The organism is Limnovirga soli, assembly GCF_013106755.1.
Classification (GTDB): Bacteria; Bacteroidota; Bacteroidia; order Chitinophagales; family Chitinophagaceae; genus Limnovirga; species Limnovirga soli.
This window is the reverse complement of record NZ_WHPF01000022.1, coordinates 1-21,643: the sequence shown is the minus strand read 5'-3', so window position 1 is coordinate 21,643 and position 21,643 is coordinate 1. Positions and strand designations below refer to the sequence as shown.

The 21,643-nt window shown below is 41.5% G+C and carries 11 protein-coding genes; 4 read left to right on the top strand and 7 right to left on the bottom strand.

Going from position 1 to position 21,643, the window contains the following annotated elements:
* Window positions 1-76: 76 nt before the first annotated feature.
* The 7 genes from GD597_RS21075 to GD597_RS21045 form a co-directional block, all read right to left on the bottom strand.
* Window positions 77-1,720: an alpha-L-fucosidase gene (locus GD597_RS21075; RefSeq protein WP_171609902.1), complete on the bottom strand. Its 1,644-nt coding sequence runs from the start codon at window positions 1,718-1,720 to the stop codon at window positions 77-79.
* Window positions 1,721-1,790: 70 nt separating this feature from the next.
* Entirely contained in the window at window positions 1,791-3,896 is a 2,106-nt protein-coding gene (locus tag GD597_RS21070; RefSeq protein ID WP_235954386.1) for an alpha-L-arabinofuranosidase C-terminal domain-containing protein, read from the bottom strand.
* A 144-nt stretch (window positions 3,897-4,040) separates the two neighbouring features.
* A complete protein-coding gene (locus GD597_RS21065; RefSeq protein WP_171609900.1) occupies window positions 4,041-5,969 on the bottom strand; it encodes an alpha/beta hydrolase in 1,929 nt (642 codons plus the stop codon).
* A 157-nt stretch (window positions 5,970-6,126) separates the two neighbouring features.
* Window positions 6,127-8,586 carry a glycoside hydrolase family 95 protein gene (locus GD597_RS21060; protein WP_171609899.1) on the bottom strand — a complete coding sequence of 820 codons (2,460 nt, stop codon included), beginning with the start codon at window positions 8,584-8,586 and terminating at the stop codon, window positions 6,127-6,129.
* A gap of 215 nt (window positions 8,587-8,801) precedes the next feature.
* A complete protein-coding gene (locus GD597_RS21055) occupies window positions 8,802-9,725 on the bottom strand; it encodes a helix-turn-helix domain-containing protein (protein WP_235954385.1) in 924 nt (307 codons plus the stop codon).
* A gap of 8 nt (window positions 9,726-9,733) precedes the next feature.
* On the bottom strand, window positions 9,734-10,504 hold the full coding sequence (locus GD597_RS21050) for a hypothetical protein (protein ID WP_171609898.1): 771 nt from the start codon (window positions 10,502-10,504) through the stop codon (window positions 9,734-9,736).
* A gap of 263 nt (window positions 10,505-10,767) precedes the next feature.
* Window positions 10,768-11,529 (bottom strand): NUDIX hydrolase, encoded by a 762-nt coding sequence (locus GD597_RS21045; RefSeq protein WP_171609897.1) that lies wholly within the window; start codon window positions 11,527-11,529, stop codon window positions 10,768-10,770.
* Window positions 11,530-11,844: 315 nt separating this feature from the next.
* Between GD597_RS21045 and GD597_RS21040 the strand changes: the two genes are divergently transcribed.
* The 4 genes from GD597_RS21040 (at window position 11,845) to GD597_RS21025 (ending at window position 21,512) form a co-directional block, all read left to right on the top strand.
* Window positions 11,845-12,237: a hypothetical protein gene (locus GD597_RS21040; protein ID WP_171609896.1), complete on the top strand. Its 393-nt coding sequence runs from the start codon at window positions 11,845-11,847 to the stop codon at window positions 12,235-12,237.
* Between the two features lie 317 nt (window positions 12,238-12,554).
* Entirely contained in the window at window positions 12,555-15,080 is a 2,526-nt protein-coding gene (locus GD597_RS21035; RefSeq protein ID WP_171609895.1) for a glycoside hydrolase family 2 TIM barrel-domain containing protein, read from the top strand.
* A 175-nt stretch (window positions 15,081-15,255) separates the two neighbouring features.
* Window positions 15,256-17,388 (top strand): hypothetical protein, encoded by a 2,133-nt coding sequence (locus tag GD597_RS21030; protein ID WP_216368646.1) that lies wholly within the window; start codon window positions 15,256-15,258, stop codon window positions 17,386-17,388.
* Between the two features lie 374 nt (window positions 17,389-17,762).
* Window positions 17,763-21,512, top strand: coding sequence for a ThuA domain-containing protein (locus GD597_RS21025; RefSeq protein WP_171609894.1), 3,750 nt, complete (start codon window positions 17,763-17,765; stop codon window positions 21,510-21,512).
* Window positions 21,513-21,643 lie beyond the last annotated feature (131 nt).

The window sequence follows — 21,643 nt, the reverse complement described above, 5'->3', positions numbered from 1 at the left end:
GCCGCAAATAAGCCCTGTATTCGTTTATTGTAACGCAATAGCTCTTTAGTTATATACTACCTGATGGTAGAAACACTTACAAGGTTTTACTCATTTTGATTTTGAACACAGTAGCAATAGGATTGGCTGCACCTGCAGGTTTTTTAATGTGCAAACCCGATGTGGTTTGTTCCCATTTGATAGGGGCATTACTACCTAACATTTCAATTGAGAGGATGCGGTTTTGCATGACAGTTTTGCCAAGGCTTTTTATGATGATGTCTGCATCGGGTAGCCCCATAATTGTGACATATAATACATTGCCTTGCTGGTTAAAGCGAATATCTTTTGATGTGTATTTTGTTTTGCCTTCATTAAAACCCTGTGCATTGATAGGGTTAGCCGCCTCAGCAGACGGGCCTTCTCCAAATATTTTCCATGGATGGGTATTGAAAATACTTTCTTTGTTAATTTCCATCCATGTGGCAATTTCTTCCAGTATTTTTATTTCTTTATCATCAATAGTGCCATCGCCTTTTACGGGTATATTTAAAAGCAGGTTACCGTTTTTACTTACAACATCTATCAGCTGGTGTATTACACTTTTTGCAGATTTGTACGAGTTGTTTTCATAAATAGCGGTATTATAATGCCAGTCGCCAATACAGGAACAGGTTTGCCAATGGTCTGGCTGAATTTGATCCGGGGCACCTCTTTCTACATCCCAAACCATACATTTTTTTTGCGCATCAGTAAGTATTTTACCAAAAAGCACCGCTTCCAGATTGCCGTTATGTAAAGCCATATTACTGTTATAATAATGCGCCGCAATTTTTAAACCCGCATCGCTGATGGGATACAATGGAAGTCCGGTATCATCAAAATATAATAAGTCTGGATGAAACTGATTAATAAGGTCAATAGTACGGTTATAGAATTTGTCACAATATTCCTGAGATGGAATAGATGCCCCATTGGTCCAATCCCATTGACTATGAATGGCATAAATATTATTGCTGTTACTGCTTAAGGGATGATTTTGGGCATATAGTTCCTGAATATCTATCCCTTCCCACCATTGGCCTTTGCCATCAGCTTTGGTGAGTTTTCCATCATAAGATACTCCCTTTAAATTACCTGAGGTATCGGCATGCTGTGCGGTTTCGTACCATGTCCATGCATGTGCTGCATGCACACTTAGTCCAAATGGCAGGTTGTTTGCTTTAGCTGCATTGGCCCAGCCTGTAAGAATATCTTTATGCGGACCAACATTTACTGTATTCCATTCCTGGTATTTGCTGTCCCACATATCCACATTATCATGATGGTTTGCCATCGCAAAAAAATATTGTGCTCCGGCACGCTTATACAAGGCTACTAATTTTTCAGGATTCCAGTTTTCAGCTTTCCAGCTGTTGATGACTTCCTTAAAACCGGCCACCGAAGGATGCCCATAATGTTCAGTTTGCCATTTATATTGTCTGCTTCCGGGCTCATACATCCAACGGGCATACCAATCGCCTTGTCCAGGCTGGCACTGTGGCCCCCAGTGTGCCCAAATACCAAATTTTGCATTCGCAAACCATTCGGGTATTTTGTATTGTGATAATGATTGCCAGCTAGGCTCAAATTTTCCGGCAGCAACAGGTTCCTTTGTTGAATTGATGGTAACCAAATAACCCGTTTGTGCCAACATGCTTATTGGCAGCAGTAACAAAATAAAAATGATATGCTTTTTCATGAGTGGAAGTATTAAGTAAAAGCTGCTATGCGATGATTGAAATAAAACAAGATGTTTTTCGTCCTCCATTTTATTTACCTGTTTTTAACTCAATAATGTTAACCGAATATGGATCGATTGTTTTTGTAAAAGATGTTTTAATACCTTTTATGGTTGAAGTTACCGGAAGTATATTTTCGCGGTTCATGATGGTATTTGTATCATCGGGTTGATTCCCTTTTATTACAATCATTGTTGCTTCCGGCTCAATGGTAGCAACACATTTAAGATTGATTTTTATGTTTTGTTTTTTAGCTGATGCATTTACTATTTTTAAATAAATAATTCCGGTTGCATCATTTCTTGTGGCCGAATAAAACAGGGTGGGAGCAGAGACAGGTTTTTTACCTTCTGCACTATCAGTTTTGGAAAGTGGCTTGTTTTGAAGCGGCACGTTTTCAAATGTAGCCGGCACAATTTTATTGCCAAGATATAGATTAAATAATTTTTGCACGTAATAAGAAGGGGAACCATAACTGTTTAGCGCATCATAACCAATCAGGTCAGAATCCCACTGCCAGGCCCTTGTGCCCGTTGCTGAATCTTTACTAACGTTTACAAACAAGGGAGCATAACAGGACATGATAATTAAGTCTGAATTTCGCTCCATGCCCGTCATCCAGGCTGCATCTCCAAATGCAGCATTCAAATTTGTTGTTGGTATGCCTTCGCGGGTTGCCCATTCACCCACAAAAATTTTAGGGCCCTTTCTGTCATAGGTATCATACTGCGATGCGTTCTCCCACATATCCCAGGCGTTGCGGTAATAATGTTCATCTACTACTGCCGCTTCTTTACCTTTCACGCTCATAGAAGGGTATTGTGTTGCCGGTATGGTAGAAATACAGATTAGGTTTGGATACTTTGCCTCAATGGCTTCCCTGAATTGTTTAAACCTGCCGTCGTAGCTGTTGCTTCTGTCGAACCAGTCTTCATTGCCAATTTCCACATAGGTAAGTTTAAAGGGTGCAGGATGCCCGTCAGCAATACGTTTGGCGCCCCAGTAAGTATTGGCATCACCGGTAACATATTCAATCTCGTCCAGGGCATCATCAATATATGTCTTTAATAATGGACCCGAATCCACATGATCGCCTTGTAAAGAATAACCTGCATATAAACCTAATAACGGTTCAGCACCCATATCCTCACACCATTCCAAAAACTCAAGCAAGCCCATTCCATCAGAAGCGCGGTAGCCCCATGAGCCATTGTGCCCAGGCCTGTTTTCCAACATCCCCAAAGTTGTTTTCCAGGGAAAGGCATCTGTGATCAATGGCCCTTCTAAATAATTACCGCCAGGGAAACGCAGGAATTTTGGCTTCATATCAACCAGCATCTGCATCAGGTCCTGCCTGTTGCCATTTTCCCGATTGTTAAAGGTTGGCGGAAATAAGGAAACAAGATTAAAGTAATACAAGCCGGTGCGGTCAGTCGAAATAACAAAACGGGCATCTTTTGTGGGCTGTATATTACCGGCTGTTGTTAACGTTAATTCATACTTTTTCCAATACATACTTTTTTCAAGTTGGATGGTGCCCGATGCATATACCGTTTTCCCATCCTTGCTTTCGATTGAAACAGTAATTGGTCCGGGTGTGTTATTCGGAATATCGGCAAGTGGCGGAGTGTTAGGTTTGGGTTCCCAGGGCCAGCGAAATGGTTCGCTGCGCTCCGTACCTTTTAAATAGAATGATGCTTTGTATGCAGTAGCTGGTGTTACGGGTATTCCCCAATAACCTTCATTGGCAATACCAACCCTGCCTGAAGCTTTTTCAACAGTTAGTCTAAGGCAGGTAGTAAGTGAGCCGTTAATGGCATGCTTTCTTTCATCATAAGGAACATATTCCTCAGAGGTGGCCATCAGTTTTATGTTGGCAGTATCAGCTGCATTATCTTTTACCAGGCTCCATCCATCCGGTATTTTTTTATTGTCTTTAAAAATACGGTTGCGGATAAGCTCAGCGTATAAACCACCATCATAAGAATGGTTAATTTCTTCAGTCATTAATCCATATAACATTGGGCTAACATCAGCGCCGGGTTTGTTTATATCCAGTGTAAGTGTTGTTTGCTGGGCGTACCCACTTAAAACCGCACAACCCATAAATCCCACAACTCCCAACATTTTTTTCATAAATTTCTTTTGCATCAATAAAAATTTAAATGGTGATCCTCTTTATTATGTTACTATTCATCAATATTTTCTGCTGACTGGTACATTTTGCTTGTTCATAAGCTGCAGTAAACTTTGCCTTGCTGGTTGTAGGGCTAATTACAATTACTTAAACAATAACGGAGCAAATTCATACAAATCTTTTCGCCATACCGGCCAGGTATGTCCACCCGGGTATTCATAATAAGTATGCTTAATACCCAGCGCATCTAATTTGGCCAGCATTATCTGGCAGTTATTGTAAGCAATATCTTCTTTGCCACCCATGGCAATCCAGAATGTTTTCAGGTGGCTGTTAATGGCTGCGGTATTTTTTTGCATATAATCATATTGTTTGTCTGCCTGTTTATCCAGCATTGGTTTTATCCAGCCCGAACTAAATACACCCAGATGCGCAAACAAATCTGTATTGTTGATACCGGTGTATAATGTATGCAAGCCACCCATTGATAAACCTGCCAGTGCACGGCTTTTCGCATCGGATAATACACGGTAATTTTTTTCAACGAATGGCATAATCACCTGCTTCAATTCAGCTTCAAACATCCGCTCCGAATTTTCTATGCCTTCACTTGTAAAACCACCCAGGCCAATATTGGCATCGGGCATAACAATAAGCATGGGTGTTGCTTTTTTATCGGCAATAAGGTTATCTAAAATAAGATCTGTTTTCCCCTGTGTTGCCCATCCTGTCTGGTCTTCGCCACCACCATGCAGAATATAAAGCACCGGGTATTTTTCACTGGTGTTGGCATCATATCCTGGTGGCGTATAAATATACATGTCGCGCCATGACCGGGTTACGGTAGAATAATATTTCTTAATTCTTACATCGCCATGTGGCACCTCTGTTACTGCATAAAAATCATCTCCTTTAGCAGGTATTTCTATGCCACTTGCCATTCTGCCCATGCCATAATATGTTTGACTGGAAGGGTCTGCCAGCGCCACGCCATCTATCAGTAAAGAATAATAATGAAAGCCTTCGCTAATAATATCTGTAGTAACTGTCCAGTAACCGCCGGTGTCCTGTATCATATCATATTTCCTGCCCAAATCAATTTGGACTTTTTGTGCCTCGGGTGCTTTTATACGAAATGCTACCCGGTTATCTGGTAATAGCTGCGGATATTTGGCAGAACGCACATTAGTAGCTGCTGGTGTTCCTAAAACAGTGTATTGCGGAAATGTGGTTGCATCCACCGGCTTGAATAAAAATTGAGAGTACATATATAAGCCATTCTTCCAAACTTTAAAATCGTGTACCCCTGGCTCAATATAATAAATATGGGGTACATCATTTTTCTGTAGGTAATCATGTGTTCTTTTACTAAAACCAATTAACCCGTCAGCATCACCGCAGGAGATCCATAATAATTTCAATTGCTGTGTTGCTTTTGCTGCATCAGGTACCAGCACTTCGGGTGTTTTGGTATTTGGCGCACTGGAAAAACCACCTACCCATGCAAATTTGTCCAGGTTGCCTAAACCAAAATTGAGTGATTGCCCGCCACCCATCGACAAGCCTGCAATGGCACGATGTTCACGGTCAGTATACACCGGGTATTTCTTTTCAATATAGGGAATCAGGTCATTTAGTAAATCTTTTTCAAAATTGGCAAATGCCTGCACTTTGGCACTATCAAAAACATTGCCTATTGCACGATCGTCTTTCATGGCCCGGCCATTGGGCATTACAATAATCATGGGTTGCACTTTGCCCTGTGCATATAAATTATCCATAATCACCTGCGGAGTGCCACCGTTAAGCCATTCTTTTTCATCGCCTCCAATGCCGTGTAACAAATACAACACAGGGTATTTTATTTTTTTTGAAAAGCCGGGCGGTGTATAAATAATCGCTCTTCTTTTGGTGCCAACCGTTTTAGATTCGTAGATAATGGTGTCGATTGCTCCATGAATTATGTTTTGCTGTATCGAATCAAACCCTTTTGGCGCCTGCTTTTCAACGGGCTGTGCCATGCCATTTATGGCCAACAGCGTAACTGATAAAAGAAATAAAAATTGTTTCATAGTTGGTTGTTTTTATTGTATGAACCCGGCAATAGCACTTTTATTAAGCATCCTTGCGTCGCACTCTTGTACGTTTAGCTCCCTATTGAACAAGGCGTACAAGTGAGTGACACAAGGAACGATGATAGCAGTACCCATGCTTAGGCAATCATTAAAACTATTGTGCTGTAAACGTGTATATTTTTCCTGGTGCTGTGGCTATATCATACACAAATGTGTTACTCAATTCCGGCTGCTGAATGTTGGCTTTGGCTGAAATAATAGGTGCAGGTATTTTTTCTACCTGATAAAAACTATTGGCATTTTCTCCCACTGCTTTGTGTAATGCAATTCCATTGTTCAGCTTTATTAGGTTGGGCACCCGCAACCGCAGATTGCCACCCAGTGTAGATTTGATGATGGCTTTTACCAGACTGCCATTTTTCCATTCCAGATGTACAATTTCAAAACCACCTCTGGCACGTAAACCGCTAATACTACCATTTTTCCATACATCGGGCAAGGCAGGCAACAGGTCCAGTGTGCCATCGCTGCTTTGCAACAGCATTTCGGTAATACCCGAAGTGCAACCAAAATTGCCATCTATTTGAAAGGGCGCATGGGCATCAAATAAATTATTGTAGGTGCCACCGCCGCCTTCATTGGTACCTACTGGCGTAAGCTGGTTTTGGATGAGTTTGTAGGCATGGTTGCCATCCAGCATTTTTGCCCACCAGTTTACTTTCCATCCCATGCTCCAACCGGTTGATACATCACCACGCTGTAATAAAGTGTTTTTGGCAGCACTATATAATTCGGGTGTGCGGTAGGGCGATATTTGGTTGGATGGAAATAAGCCATACAGATGGGATATATGGCGGTGATGATCATTGGGGTCGTCTATATCATCCAGCCACTCCTGTAATTGCCCGTATTGACCAATATGCATGGGCGCCAGTCGACTGCGTAATTGTTTTAAGGTATCAATAAAGGCAGCATCTTTATGTAAAATTTGGGCGGCTTGAATTACGTTGGAGAATACATCAAACACAATCTGGTTGCTCATGGTAACACCCGCATCCAAAGAGGAACCGTCGTGGGCAGCAGGTGCATTTTCCGGCGACATATCAGGGCATAAAACCAGCCAGTGCCAGGTGGGGTGCTCTATCAAAAAGTCCGCATAAAAAAAGGCTGCACCCTTAAGTGCCGGATATACGGATGCTAAGTAGGATTGATTGCCATTGTATAAATAATGTTCCCAAAGATGCTGGCTTGTCCACCCGCCGCCATTCAACCATATACCCCAGAATGCGCCATCCACAGCGCCTGTGGTACGCCAAATATCGGTGTTGTGGTGGGCCATCCAGCCCCTGGTACCATACATGTTTTTTGCTGTTGCCTGTCCGGTAACTGCCATTTCTTCCACCAGTTTCAGAAAGGGCTGATGCAGTTCGGGAAGATTTGTTTTTTCGGCGGGCCAGTAATTCATTTCTGCATTGATATTGATGGTGTATTTGCTATCCCATGGCGGATATAGCTTATTATTCCATATGCCCTGTAGGTTGGCGGGTTGCCCGCCCGGTTGAGAGGAAGAGATTAACAAATAACGCCCATACTGATAATAGAGTGTAACCAGGTGTGGATCGTTGGTACTGGTAAAATTTTTCAATTGCTGGTCTGTAGGAATATTATTTGATGTGGCCATTCCAAGATCCAGCTTTACCCGATGGAAATATTGCTGGTATGCCGCCACATGTGCCTGCTGAATGGCAGCAAATGATTTGTTTACCGCTTTGGCTAATAAGCTGGCTGCCCGTTCATTTTCATTGCCACTGATGTCGTTGTAAGTATTAAAATTGGTGGCAATAGAAATATAGATGGTAACCTCATTTGCCTGCTTTACCAATACCGAGGTATCTGTATAAGATATACTGCCACCCGCCGTTTTAAACTGTACAATGCCTTTGTATTTCAACAGGCCTTTTACGCCTTCATGATCGATGGTGGTGCCGGAAAAATTGAGTTGTTGTGCAGCGGTTGTGTTTACGGTTACCTTAGGTTGTGGGGAAGTGTACAATGCAGTAAAGGAAATACTGCCCGGTTTACTGGCAGTTAAGTGCATCACAATTACCCCATCTGGCAAGGAGGCCAGGGTTTCACGGGTATAACTGATATCTCCAATGGTGTAAGTCGTTTTTGTGATGGCCCTGTCAATATCCAGTTCGCGGTAATAATCGCTATAATGGGTATGGCCATCAAATACCAGGTGCAGCTCACCGGCTGGTTCAAACATTTGCCCATGAGATTGTTGGCTCAGTATTACCCGGTTAGCCATTTGCTCTGCTTCTTTTTGCTTACCATCAAATATGAGTTTTCGTATAATGGCCAGTGAATCTTTTGTAAAAGGATTGTCATTCCGGTTGGGGCTTCCGCTCCAAAGGGTGTGTTCATTCAACTGAATAGTTTCTGTATCTACATTGCCATACAACATGGCACCCAACCGGCCATTGCCAATAGGTAAAGCATTTTCCCAGGTAGCACCTGCGGGAGTATTGTACCAAAGTTTTAGTGCTTGTTTTGTTTGGGCATGGCAAATAAGTGCCGGCAAAAGTATAAAGGCCAGTATACCTTTTTTCATCGTTAAAAATTATGATGCTAAAAATAAGTGTTTTATTTACAATTATTTCATGCGCCATTTATTTTTTACTGGTAAAGGGCAGGTGGATGTTTGGGTACAGGGATAGCTATTGGTCTAAATGTTAATTAGGAAGAAGCGCATCATACCCGGGAAGGCGAGGTGTTTTTATATGTGAAAGATGTAGGTTTTGGTAAACCGAAAGGTACTGGTTCAATTTATAGGTTCCTGAATTTAAGCGGGCTTAATGCTACATGCTTTTTAAAGAAATTATTAAAATGGGTGAGTTCGTTAAAACCCAGCGCATAGGCAATTTCTGATACTGACCAGGTGCTATGCTTTAGCAGCACTTTCGATTCCTGCAGTATCCGCTCCGCTATTACCTGAGAAGTAGTTTTGGCAGAAATTTCTTTTACCGCCCGGTTCAGGTGGTTTACATGTACATTCAACTGGCGGGCAAAATCGGATGCAGAACGGAGGCAAACCGAAGTATGGTTTTCATCAATGGGAAACTGCCGTTCCAATAATTCCATAAATAGGGTAGATATCCGTTGCGAAGCACTGGTTTGCTGTTTGCTGGTTTGTATGGTTGGTTGCATTTTTAGGGCAAAATGCAGCAGTTCAAATACCAGGTTACGCAACACATCGTATTTGTGAACATAATCCGATTTAATTTCTTCAAACATCTTTTTATAAATCACAATCACCTGTTTGGCTTGTGCATCGGTTAATTCAAACACATGGTTGCCGGCGGGTTGAAAAACGGCGTACTGATTTAAATCGCCAAACTGATGGAAGAAATGTTGATTAAAAATGCAATAAACCCCAGTTTTTATTTTTTCTATCTGTTCGCAGTTATAGGGTATTTGCGGATTAGAAAAATAGAGTGCCTGCTTTTTTACTGCTACCACCTGATCGGCATAGTTGATAGTAATATCACCCTCTACCAGCATAATCTTATAAAAATCCCTTCTTTTATAGGGCAGTATCCTGGGTTTGCCGGGCTCCAGTATTTCATGGTGAAACACATTGAAATGCCCGATATCGTTTTTGATATTTTCGGGGATCCAATCGAATTTGTTTTTGTAAAATTCTTCTATGGTTTCAATCGTTCTCATCTCCCACAAACTTACTGATTTCATGAGACAAGCTATTGTTTCACATAATTATTATTAAACGCATAAGTCAGGCTGGCATTCCATACAAAATTTTTCCCTGGGATGGTGGTGTGAATAATTTTATTAATAGTAGAAGAAACCGTAAACGGACAATTCTTTTTGCCGGCCGTAAGGGTAGATGTAAAATAAACACCCGCCTGTGCATCCAGTTGTAAATAATATAGTTGCGGGTTAAACCTCAAAAAATATTGATCATTTATTTTAATATGCGAAAAATTGGTATTCAGGGTAACAAAATGTGTGTTGCCTATGGTACCTGCGTCTAACCCATGAGAGTACAGATAATAAACACCCACACTAATATTTTTTGTTATGGAATACCTGGGGAAAATTTCGCTGGCCAAATACCTTCTGGTAACAGTAGTAGTGCTGGTATCTCCGTTAATCGCCAGGGGCGAAGTTTTAAAATTGAGTCCTAAATGGGCACCCACATTCATATTAAATTTACTGCCTGTAACTACTTTATAACGGCCCCAAAAAAGCATCGACCATGGTTTGCCGGCAAGTGAAAACCGAATATCCGGATCAAAACTAAGTCGTTTTTTACCCACCGAAGCATTGAACTGTACAGCAGGCTTATCCAATGAAAAGGATGGCACAATCGAAATGCCATTATTGGTTACACCTATAGCACCTGACATATGTGTAATACTTTTGGTGCTATCATTGTTTTGTGAATAGGAGCAAAAAGCAATACTTACAAAGGCCAACAACAGCAGGTGCTTTTTAATGCAATACTTCATAAAGCTTATTTAAAATATAAGCTGCAAAGCAATTCTACTTACCGGTTTTTATATAACGAAATTCAAAGCAATAGTTACGATTTTCAAACAACCCCACATCATCATGATTGTGTAAAGCCATTTTTGGGGTACCAGCTATGCCTACAGAGGAGGCTCCAGTTGTGTCACTCACTTCGTGGTTCGGGGCAATGGGCGGCAAGCGTTGTTGGGCATTTTAATATTACCCGTTTTTAGCAAATGCAAGTATAAGGCAGCAGATTTTTTTATACAGTTTGTGCAAACCGGTATAAATAGGGGGCTTTATGGCTTTTGCCATTATATTGTTTTTCCAGTCTTTCCAATACGCCCAGGCTCAGCATTTTTCGCTGAAAATTGGTGCGCACCAATTTTTTCTGGTAAACACTTTCATATAGCTTTTGTAGTTCAAGCATGGTAAATGTTTCACCCAATAAATTAAAAGCCGCTAATTTTTCGTCAAGATCCGCCTGTAATCTTTTCAATGCTTTTTGAATGATGTTATCATGGTCGTATAATACCCTGGGGAGTTTGTTGATATCAAACCATTTCACCTCCGTAAAAAAAGCTTCCGTTACTGGGTTTACTTTGGTATCATCAACCAATGCATAATAGCAAACTGAAACAAAGCGTTGCCCAAACCAATTACTGTTGGGAATAGTGCCAATCATCTTAAATGCTAATTCAACAGCCACCTTTTCATTTGAGCGACTTATATTGCCTGATGTGTAAAACTGTTCCAGATAAATATTCTGTAATTCGGTTCTTTCCTGTAAAATGCGTAAAGCTGCATCATCCAGGTCTTCTTCTTTTTTAATATATCCTCCGGGCAAAACAAAATAAGGTGTATTGCCAAAACGTAGCAGCAATACTTTTAATTTATCATGATGAAACCCGAAAATTACCGTGTCAACCGAAACCCCGGCCATATAAATATCCGGTGCGGTTTCCAGAAATTGCCTGATCCCATTTTTTAATGCCGCGTCGCTGATGATATCTATCTTAGTCATTTCAAATGCAATTTACTGTAAACTCTCTCTTCCTTTCTGTATATGAATGCGCTTTTTTCCTTAAAAAAAATAAAATTAGGCATTATTGTATCATTTTGATACAATAGATACTATATTCGTAAAATATTTTTCTGTACGCTTGTTTGCCTGAAGGATTTTTATAAGCATTTGGGATAAGATGAATTGCCTGAATAAAACATACAACTGCTCATTAAACTCAGGTCAAAATTGTTGCGGAAATTGACATAAAGTTTTTTATTTAAATACAATTGAGTCACTAATACAAATACATAAACATTCAAAATCAGGTAAAACATGAAAAAGTTAAGTTCAATTTTCTTTGCAATTTTATTTATTGCTATCTCATTTACAGCCACAGCACAATCAAAATCAGGAGCGGAGTATTTTAATGGCAAATGGAGTGTATTAATTAAGGGTTTGCCACAAGGCGATACCAAAATGATCTTTTTGCTTGAAAACCGTAACGATTCTATTGCTGGTGTAGTACAGGATACCACCGGCGGAGAGATTGCGAAAATTACGAGTGTTGAATTAAAAGACAACGAGGTAACCCTTTATTTTACTGCACAGGGTTATGATGTAAACCTGGTTTTAACCAGGAAGGATGACGACCATGCAACAGGTAGCCTAATGAGCATGTTTGATGCAGAAGCTGATCGTGTTAAAGTGCCTGTTGTTTCTAAATAAACAGGAATAGGGCAGCATTTTTGTTGCCCTATTCTATGCTTTTTTACAGCGCTATCCGGTAATTCCCTATGTATTTTGGTATTTGGGATTTTCAATATTATTCCCCGTTTCAATAATTTTTTTTAGAGAGGCAATAGTATTTATCTGTCTTAATTAGTATGGTTTACCCCGGGGTGGAATCCGGGGCAGGCTTTTGATTGCTGCTCATTCGTGTGCCAGGCGTGCAAGTGAGTTATTTGCGAGGCAAAGCAGCAAATACATAACAACCGCTGACGCCAAAATAACCACAGCTTGTACACACAAAAAATAGTATCAATATGAATCGTATGAATAAGAAAATGCTGTTTGTTTTTTTGTCATTTTGTTTTTTGATTACAACTATCAAAGTGTCTGCGCAATCGCGTATCCGCCCATTTGACGACAATTGGCGTTTTTCAAAAGATAGCGTGGTAAATGCAGACTCCCCGGGTTTTAATGATTTGACATGGAGAACCGTAAAGCTTCCCCACGATTGGAGTATAGAAGACCTGCCCAATCAAACTACCGGCAATATGATTGGTCCATTTAGCAAAAGCAGTATCGGGCAATCTGCCACTGGTTTTACAGTAGGTGGCACAGGCTGGTATAGAAAGCATTTTACCACCACAAAAGCAGATGAAAAAAAACTGTTTACCATACATTTTGATGGCGTGTATATGAACTCGGATGTTTGGTTAAATGGTCATTTGCTGGGCAATCATCCCTATGGGTATACGCCTTTTTATTATGATTTAACCCCTTATCTAAAACCTGCCGGTCAGGAAAATATATTAGCCGTTAAAGTACAAAATGAAGGAAAGAATTCCCGCTGGTACAGTGGTTCGGGCATTTACCGGCATGTATGGTTAACGGTTACAGCGCCAGTGCATGTGGCGGTATGGGGCGTACGGGTTACTACCCCTGTAGTATCTAAAAATAGTGCTACCATTCAAATACAATCAACCCTTAATAACGAACATAATATTGAAGGCAATTATAGCCTTATAACAACCATTCTTTCTCCTTCAGGTAAAACAGTTGCTCAAACGCATAAACCTTTAGTGTTTGCTGCAAATACATCAAATACAGATTCACAACATATTTTCCTATCCAACCCGCTTTTATGGTCGCTGGAAAACCCTGCATTATATAAACTGGTTACTGAAATAAAATCAGGTAACACCGTCATCGATCGTGTTGAAAACAGGTTTGGAATAAGAAGCATTCGCTTTGATGCTGCCAGTGGCTTTCTGCTAAATGGCCAACGGGTAATATTGAAAGGTGGCTGTATTCATCACGATAACGGTCCATTGGGTGCCGCCGCCATAGACCGGGCAGAAGAACGTAAAATAGAACTATTAAAACAACTGGGTTATAATGCGCTAAGGTTAAGCCACAACCCGCCATCACAACAATTACTGGATGCCTGCGACCGGCTTGGGATGCTTGTTTTAGATGAAGCCTTTGATATGTGGGAGCTATCCAAAAATCCGCAGGACTACCACTTGAATTTCGACCAGTGGTGGGAAAAGGATTTGGATGCCATTGTATTAAGAGACCGCAATCATCCTTCGGTGATTATGTGGAGCATTGGAAATGAAATTTATGAAGCACCAGATACTGCCGGCTACCGCCTGGCAAAAATGCTGGCAAACGAAGTACGCCAACTTGATGCTGCCAGACCTGTAACTGCTGGTATTGCCTACTTGCCGGGTTATACCAAAAAACCATGGGAAGATTTTGAGCCCCACCTGTTGCAACTGGACATAGATGGCTACAATTATTTTTTAGAAAATCAGTCAAAATATTTTGTTCGCGACAGTGCCACTGCCCACCGCTTTGAAACAGAGCATGCAAAGCATCCGCAAAAAACTTTTATTGTAACAGAATACACCCCACAAAGTGCGCTGGAAAATTATGAGTACTCGTTAAAAAATCCTTACTTGTTGGGCAGCTTTAAGTGGACAGCCATGGATTATATTGGCGAAGCAGGTATTGGCAGACCTATTCAGGTGCCTGCAAACAGAAAACTGCCAATTGGGCTAATCCGCATGGGTTTGTTCTACAAAGCAAGCTGGCCGGTATTTAATGCTTATTGTGGCGATTTGGATTTGATTGGTAATAAAAAAGCAGCATCTTACTATCAGGATGTAGTATGGAAAAGAAGCCCGGTAGAATTGTTGGTGCATCGCCCGATGACTGATGGTGTGCAGGAAGTAGTGGCCCCCTGGGGATTTCCTGATGAATTAACTTCATGGACATGGCCGGGGCAGGAAGGCAAAAAAATGCTTGTGCATGTATACACCAGAAGTAAGCTGGTAAAACTGGAACTCAACGGAAAAATTATTGCAGAACAAACCCTGCCGGATACCAGTATTACCGCCAGTTTTGAAATCATCTATCAGCCAGGTACACTGGTGGCCAAAAGTTATGATGGCGATAAGTTAACAGGATCAAGCACTTTGTCAACAGCAGGCAAGCCGGTGGCAATACGTTTAATTGCAGACAGAAATACCATTCACGCCACCACCAATGATCTTGCTTTTATAAGTGCAGCGATTGTAGATGAAAAGGGCAATGTAGTGCCCAATATTGATGATATAGAAATTACCTATTCGCTTACAGGTAATGCCACCATAGCAGGTGTGGGCAACGGAAGTTTTGATGATGCCTCCAGCTTTCAGCAACCTCATAAAATAGTATATCAGGGCAGAGGGTTGGCAATTGTAAGGCCTAATGGAAAAGCGGGTACCGCAACGCTTACCGCAAGTGCAAAAGGACTTAAAAATGGTGTAGTAAAGGTGGTGATCAATAGTGTACCATAGCTTTTTATGAGCCAAACTGTTAGTACTTTTCTCAGCTTTACTTGCGTCGCACTCTTGTACGTTCAGCTCAATAATAAACAATGCGTACAAGTGAGTGACACAACGATGCCAGATAGATAATCTAATGCCGGGTACAATACTATTTATTCTTTTACTATCAATTAAACATAGCAACATGTTATTTTCAAATCTTCGTAAAGGCTTACTTATTCTGTTTGTCCTTTGCTCTTCCATCACTTATGCCCAAACCAATTTGGCACAAATAAATGATGAGCTAGTAAAAAGCTTTACCATCAAAGACACTATGTTCAAAACACCTTATGTAGATATAGATGAGTGGCGGGATACACCTGTTCGTCATCATTATATACATGGCGGATTTACGGGAACAGATACCCGTTTCTCATTTTACTTTCCTGCAAAAGAAAAATACCAGGGGCACTTTTTTCAATACATCACCCCTGTACCCGACAATGAAAATCTATCTCAGGGTGCAAATGGTGAAGGTGATAAGATTGGCTTCTCTATTACAAGCGGTGCTTACTTTATAGAAAGCAATGGCGGTGGAAAATATGGTACCGGTATGCCAGGTTCTGGTATTGATGCCACTATTGGCGCTTACCGTGCGAATGCTGCCTGTGCTCAATTTTCACGGGTTGTGGCAGCTAAAATGTACAACACGAAAAATCATATTTATGGGTATGCTTTCGGTGGCAGTGGTGGAGCATACCGTACCATTGGCGGACTGGAAAATACTGATGGTGTTTGGGATGGTGCAGTACCTTATGTACTTGGCTCGCCCATGGCAATACCCAATGTATTTACGGTGCGTATACATGCTATGCGTATATTGCAGGATAAATTCCCTGAAATAGTTAATGCAATTGAACCGGGCGGTGGAGATATTTACGCCGGCCTAAATGATGAAGAAAAACAAGTATTAACAGAAGTTACCAAAATGGGTTTCCCATCTAAAGCATGGTTCGCGTACAAAACAATGGGTTTGCATGCTTTCCCTGTGCTGTATCCCGGTGTTGCAATGGCAGATGCAAAATATTTTAAAGATTTCTGGTTGGTGCCCGGTTATCTTGGTGCTGATCCTGCAAATTCAGTACACAAAGCACGTATTCAGCAAAGCAGCAAAATAAAGACAATCATAACTGCTGATCTTGCTGAGAAATTTGAATTGCCTCCTGCTGAAAATGCAGGCCAGTCCCGTGGTACAGCCGATGCTGCCTGGAAAAGTATTGGTGGGGCAGCAGGTGGTATGCCAGTAGCTTTTCAATTGGAAGATAAATTGCCGGCAGCTAATTTTTTGGGCGGTGATCTTTTCATAAAAAGTGGCGCTGCTGCTGGTAAGAAATTGTTTGTATCGAATATCTCTGGCGATAAAATAATTTTTAGCAACAGCGATATAAAAGTGCTTGCACAAATAAAAGTGGGCGATGAAGTGCTGCTCGACAATTCAGATTTTCTTGCTGCACAAACTTATCACCGGCATCAGGTACCCGGTAAAGAATATCATGTATGGGATCAGTTTCGTGATTCAACAGGTAAGTCCATTTATCCGCAGCGCCCTATGTTATTGGGGCCATTGTTTACCAAAGCAGCTTCTGGTGTATTGCCATCGGGCAAGTTTAAAGGTAAGGTAATCTTACTGGGATCTTTATGGGATAGCGAAGCCTTTCCCTGGCAGCAGGACTGGTATCGCACAAAAGTGCAGGAGTACTTTGGTGACAGCACCGATGCGCATTTAAGAATCTGGTTTACTGATCATGCTAATCATGCAGATTATGTTATACCCGGCGACCCGGGCCATCTCGTAAGCTATCTTGGAGTGCTACAACAAGCACTGCTTGATTTAAGCGCATGGGTTGAAAAAGGAATTCCTCCACCTGCAAATACCAGTTATAAATTAATCGATGGGCAAATTGTTGTGCCTGCAAATGCAGCAGAACGAAAAGGCATTCAGCCAACTGTAACAATAAAAGCAAATGGCAACGAAAGCACTGTAGTTAACATAAATAAGCCCGTTGTTTTTACTGCGTTAATAGACCTTCCGCCAAACACAGGCAAGGTAGTAAGCGCCGCATGGGATTTTGAAGGCGCAGGTACGTTTGGGGTTGAAGGGAAATTAATTGTTGATAGTAAAATAGCTTCCCGTGTAACGTTGAAGACCACTTATGCCTTTAGTAAGCCCGGAACTTATTTTCCTACGGTAAGAATAGCTTCTCAACGGCAGGGCGATAAGAAAACACCTTATACGCTCATAAAAAATCTTGGTCGTGTTAGGGTAGTGGTAAAATAATAAATAAAGGTGCAAGCTGAATTTTTTATGAGCCAAACTGTTAGTGCTTTTCTCAACTTTACTTGCGTCGCACTCTTGTACTTCCTGTTCAATATGGTGCAAGAGGTACAAGTGAGTGATACAACAGCTGATTCTTGGAGAAAAAAAACTTGAACACAAAAAAACAGGATCATTATTGAATAAATAGTTTGCAGAGCCTGCTCATTTATCCCGCAAAATGTTGATACTTTAGCAGCAACTTTTTTAAACGATTACTTTGACCAATAATGAACCAGCCGCACAAGAGTGCGACGCAAGAAAAGCTACATATATTTACTGGCCTCTGGCCCAAAAACAGTTATTAAAACCAACACAGAAACTTTAAAATCAGAATTATGAAACAATTACCTGCGGTTGTGCCAACTGCAAGAATGCTTACGATTGCATTGCTACTTTTCTTGTTTGGCAGCAGCATGTTATACGCCCAAACACAGCGTGTGCTGGTGTTTTCTAAAACAGAGGGTTTTCGCCATGCATCAATAGGTGCGGGTAAAACTGCCCTTACAAAAATGGCTGCAGAAAAAGGTTTTGCCATAGATTTTACTGAGGACGCTACAATGTTTGTAGCTGCCAACCTGAAGCAATACAAGGCAGTTCTATTTCTTAGCACTACCGGCGATGTTTTGAACGATGAACAACAGCAGGAATTTGAAAGATATATTCAAGCGGGTGGCGGCTTTTTGGGCATTCATGCTGCGGCAGATTGTGAATACAACTGGCCCTGGTATGGCAAATTGGTAGGTGCCTGGTTTTTAGACCATCCGATGCCCAACAATATTCAAAAGGGTAAATTTTATTTGGCAGATAAAAACAGTTTTGCCACCAAGGGTATGCCCGATGAATTTGAACGCACCGATGAATTTTATAGTTTTAAACAAATCGATCCATCTATACATGCATTGATAAAGATTGATGAAAGCTCTTATCAGGGTGGAAAAAACGGTGATAATCACCCAATGAGCTGGTACCACGATTTTGATGGTGGTCGTTCTTTTTATACCAATATGGGCCATACCGATGAAACATTTACTGAACCACTTTTTTTAAATCATTTGTGGGCAGGTTTGCATTATGCCATGGGTGGCGATGCACCGGCTGCATTGGATTTCACTAAAGCCAAACCTGAAGAAAATCGTTTTGCAAAAGTGGTATTGGCCGAAAAGCTAAATGAGCCCATGGAGTTAACCGTGCTAAATGATGGCCGCGTTTTATTTATTGAAAGAAAGGGCGCTGTAAAACTCTATAATACCAAAACCAAACAACTTAAAACCATTGCTACTATTGCCGTAAGCACCAAATATAAGGATAAGGATGGCAAGGAATCTGAAGCAGAAGATGGATTGCTGGGTTTGAATAAAGACCCCAATTTTGCTACCAATCACTGGATTTATTTGTACTATTCCGATCCTGCCAAGTCGCAAAATATTTTAACGCGTTATACGCTGAAGGGCGATGTACTGGATATGGCATCTAAAAAAGTAATACTGGAAGTAGCTACCCAAAGGGAACAATGCTGCCATACAGGCGGCTCCATCGCCTGGGATGGGAAAGGCAACCTGTATTTGTCAACCGGCGACAATACCAGCCCCAGGGCAACTGCGTATGCGCCAATTGATGAGCGCCAGGGAAGATCGCCATGGGATGCTCAAAAATCATCTGCCAATACCAATGACCTGCGTGGAAAAATTATCCGCATTACACCACAGCCCAATGGTACTTATACTATACCTGAGGGCAATCTTTTCCCCAAAGGCGAACCACTTACCCGACCAGAAATTTTTGTGATGGGTAATAGAAACCCATTCCGTATTTCAGTTGATAAGGCATCTGCCTTTGTATATTGGGGCGAAGTAGGGCCCGATTCAAACGATCCTGATTCATTAAAAGGTCCGGCCGCACAGGATGAAATAGGACAAGCCAGAGCCGCAGGTAATTTTGGATGGCCTTATTTTGTGGGCGATAACAAAGCATATAATCATTACGATTTTGCTACCAATACATCAGGTCCAAAATTCGACCCTGCCAAACCCGATAATAATTCACCCAATAATACGGGTAAAAAAATATTGCCACCGGCACAAAAAGCCTTTATCTGGTATCCTTACGGCGAGTCGAAAGAGTTTCCTTTAGTGGGTAATGGTGGCAGAACAGCGATGGCTGGTCCGGTGTTTCATTCCAGTGATTTTAAAAATGCTGCAGCAGCTTTTCCAAAATATTACGATGGCAAATTATTGATTTATGAATGGATGCGCGGCTGGATAATGGCCGTAACCCTGGATAAGGAGGGCAACTATGTATCTATGGAAAGATTTATGCCCAGCTACAAATTCAGCAACCCAATGGATATGGAGTTTGCCGATAATGGCGATTTATATATGCTGGAATATGGTTCAGGCTGGTTTACTGCAAATGATGATGCAAGGTTAATACGCATCGAATACAATGGCGGCAACCGTAAACCTGCTATTCAGGTAGCGGCAGATAAAATGAGTGGCGCCATTCCTTTTGCAGTAAATATTTCTTCAAAAGGTACAAAAGATGCTGATGGGGATACATTAACTTATTCCTGGAAAATCACCTCAAAAAATGGGTACACCAAAACCATCAACGGGCCCGATGCTGCACTTACCCTGGCTAAGGCGGGGGTATATAAAGCAACCTTAACGGTAAAAGACAGTAAGGGTGCCATTTCTGTTCAGTCAATGGAATTAACCGCCGGCAACGAACCTCCGGTGGTTGCATTTGATATGGGCAAAGCCAATAAAAGCTTTTATGTACCCAATCAAACCTATAACTACAAGGTAAATGTAAAAGACAAAGAAGATGGCTCTACCGCCAATGGTAAAATAAAACCGGCACAGGTAGTGGTAAGTATCGATTACCTGCCCGAAGGTTTTGATAAAGCCGAAATTATACAGGGCCACCGCACTGCAGAGCAGGCAGCGGCAGCGCCCAATGTTACCAAAGGTTTAAAACTAATTACCGCCAGTGATTGCCGGTCCTGCCATGCAGATTATAAAAAATCTATTGGTCCATCTTATTTTAATGTATCAGTAAAATACAAGGGTAGTAGTACGGCATTGGAAAAGCTTACCAAAAAAATCATTGCGGGTGGTAAGGGCGTTTGGGGCGATGTACCCATGGCGGCCCATCCACAATTATCTACTGAGGATGCTGCTGAGATGATCAAATATATCCTGAGTCTTTCGCAGCCAAAACCAAAGGTAAAATCCCTGCCTGCAGAAGGTAGCTATACCACCAAACCACCTGCCGCCGATAAAGGCCAGGGGGTATATATTTTCCGTGCAGCGTATACCGATCGTGGGGCAAATGGCCTGCCCGGTGTAAGTACCGAAGAAACCTTTACGTTGCGTAACCCAAGCATTAACCCCACCAAATATGATGAGTTGGTAGATGCAACCAAAATGAGTTTTGGTGGCAATAACTTTATAATACCTTCCAAAAATGGTAGCTATATCAGCCTTAAGCAAATTGATCTAACTGCCATCAGCAGTATACAATTTAGTGCTATGGCCCCAAAAGCACAGTTAAATGCTGAAGGCGGTGTGATTGAATTGCATATGGATGCGCCTAATGGAAAGCTGTTGGGAAAAACAGATTTTATTGGCGATGCCGGTGGCCCATTAAGTTTTAGTGGTACCCCGGTTTCATTATCTGTAACGCCTACTGAGGGGGTACACGATATTTATCTGGTATTTACCAATCCAAAAGCCAAAATGGGCGCTTCGCTGATGATTGTATTAAACACCACATTTAAAACAGCCGGGGATGGTGCTGCTACCCAAAATGCAGCGCCGGTAGTACCCAAAGTTGATTTAAATGATTTTGTAGGAAAATATACTATGACGGGATTGCCATTTCCCTTTATTGAAATAACCTTACAGGATGGAAAATTAATGATGAAAGCCGGTGAGCAGGGTGGTGCCATTACCCCAATGGAAGAGGCCGATAAATTTGATGCTGGTGGTAAAGCCACGATATTCTTTATCCGCGACGAAAAGAAAAAAGTAACCAAAATGCAAATGGAAGCCATGGGCTTTAAGTTTGATGGGGTAAAGGAATAATTATTAGCCTGGCAGTTCAATAAGAATGAAACTGCCGTTGCGTCGCACACTTGTACGGCAGTAACACGTGCAGCAAAAAGCAAATAGCGGTCTACAGCTTTTATAGCAGTAGGCCGCTATTTTATTGGAGC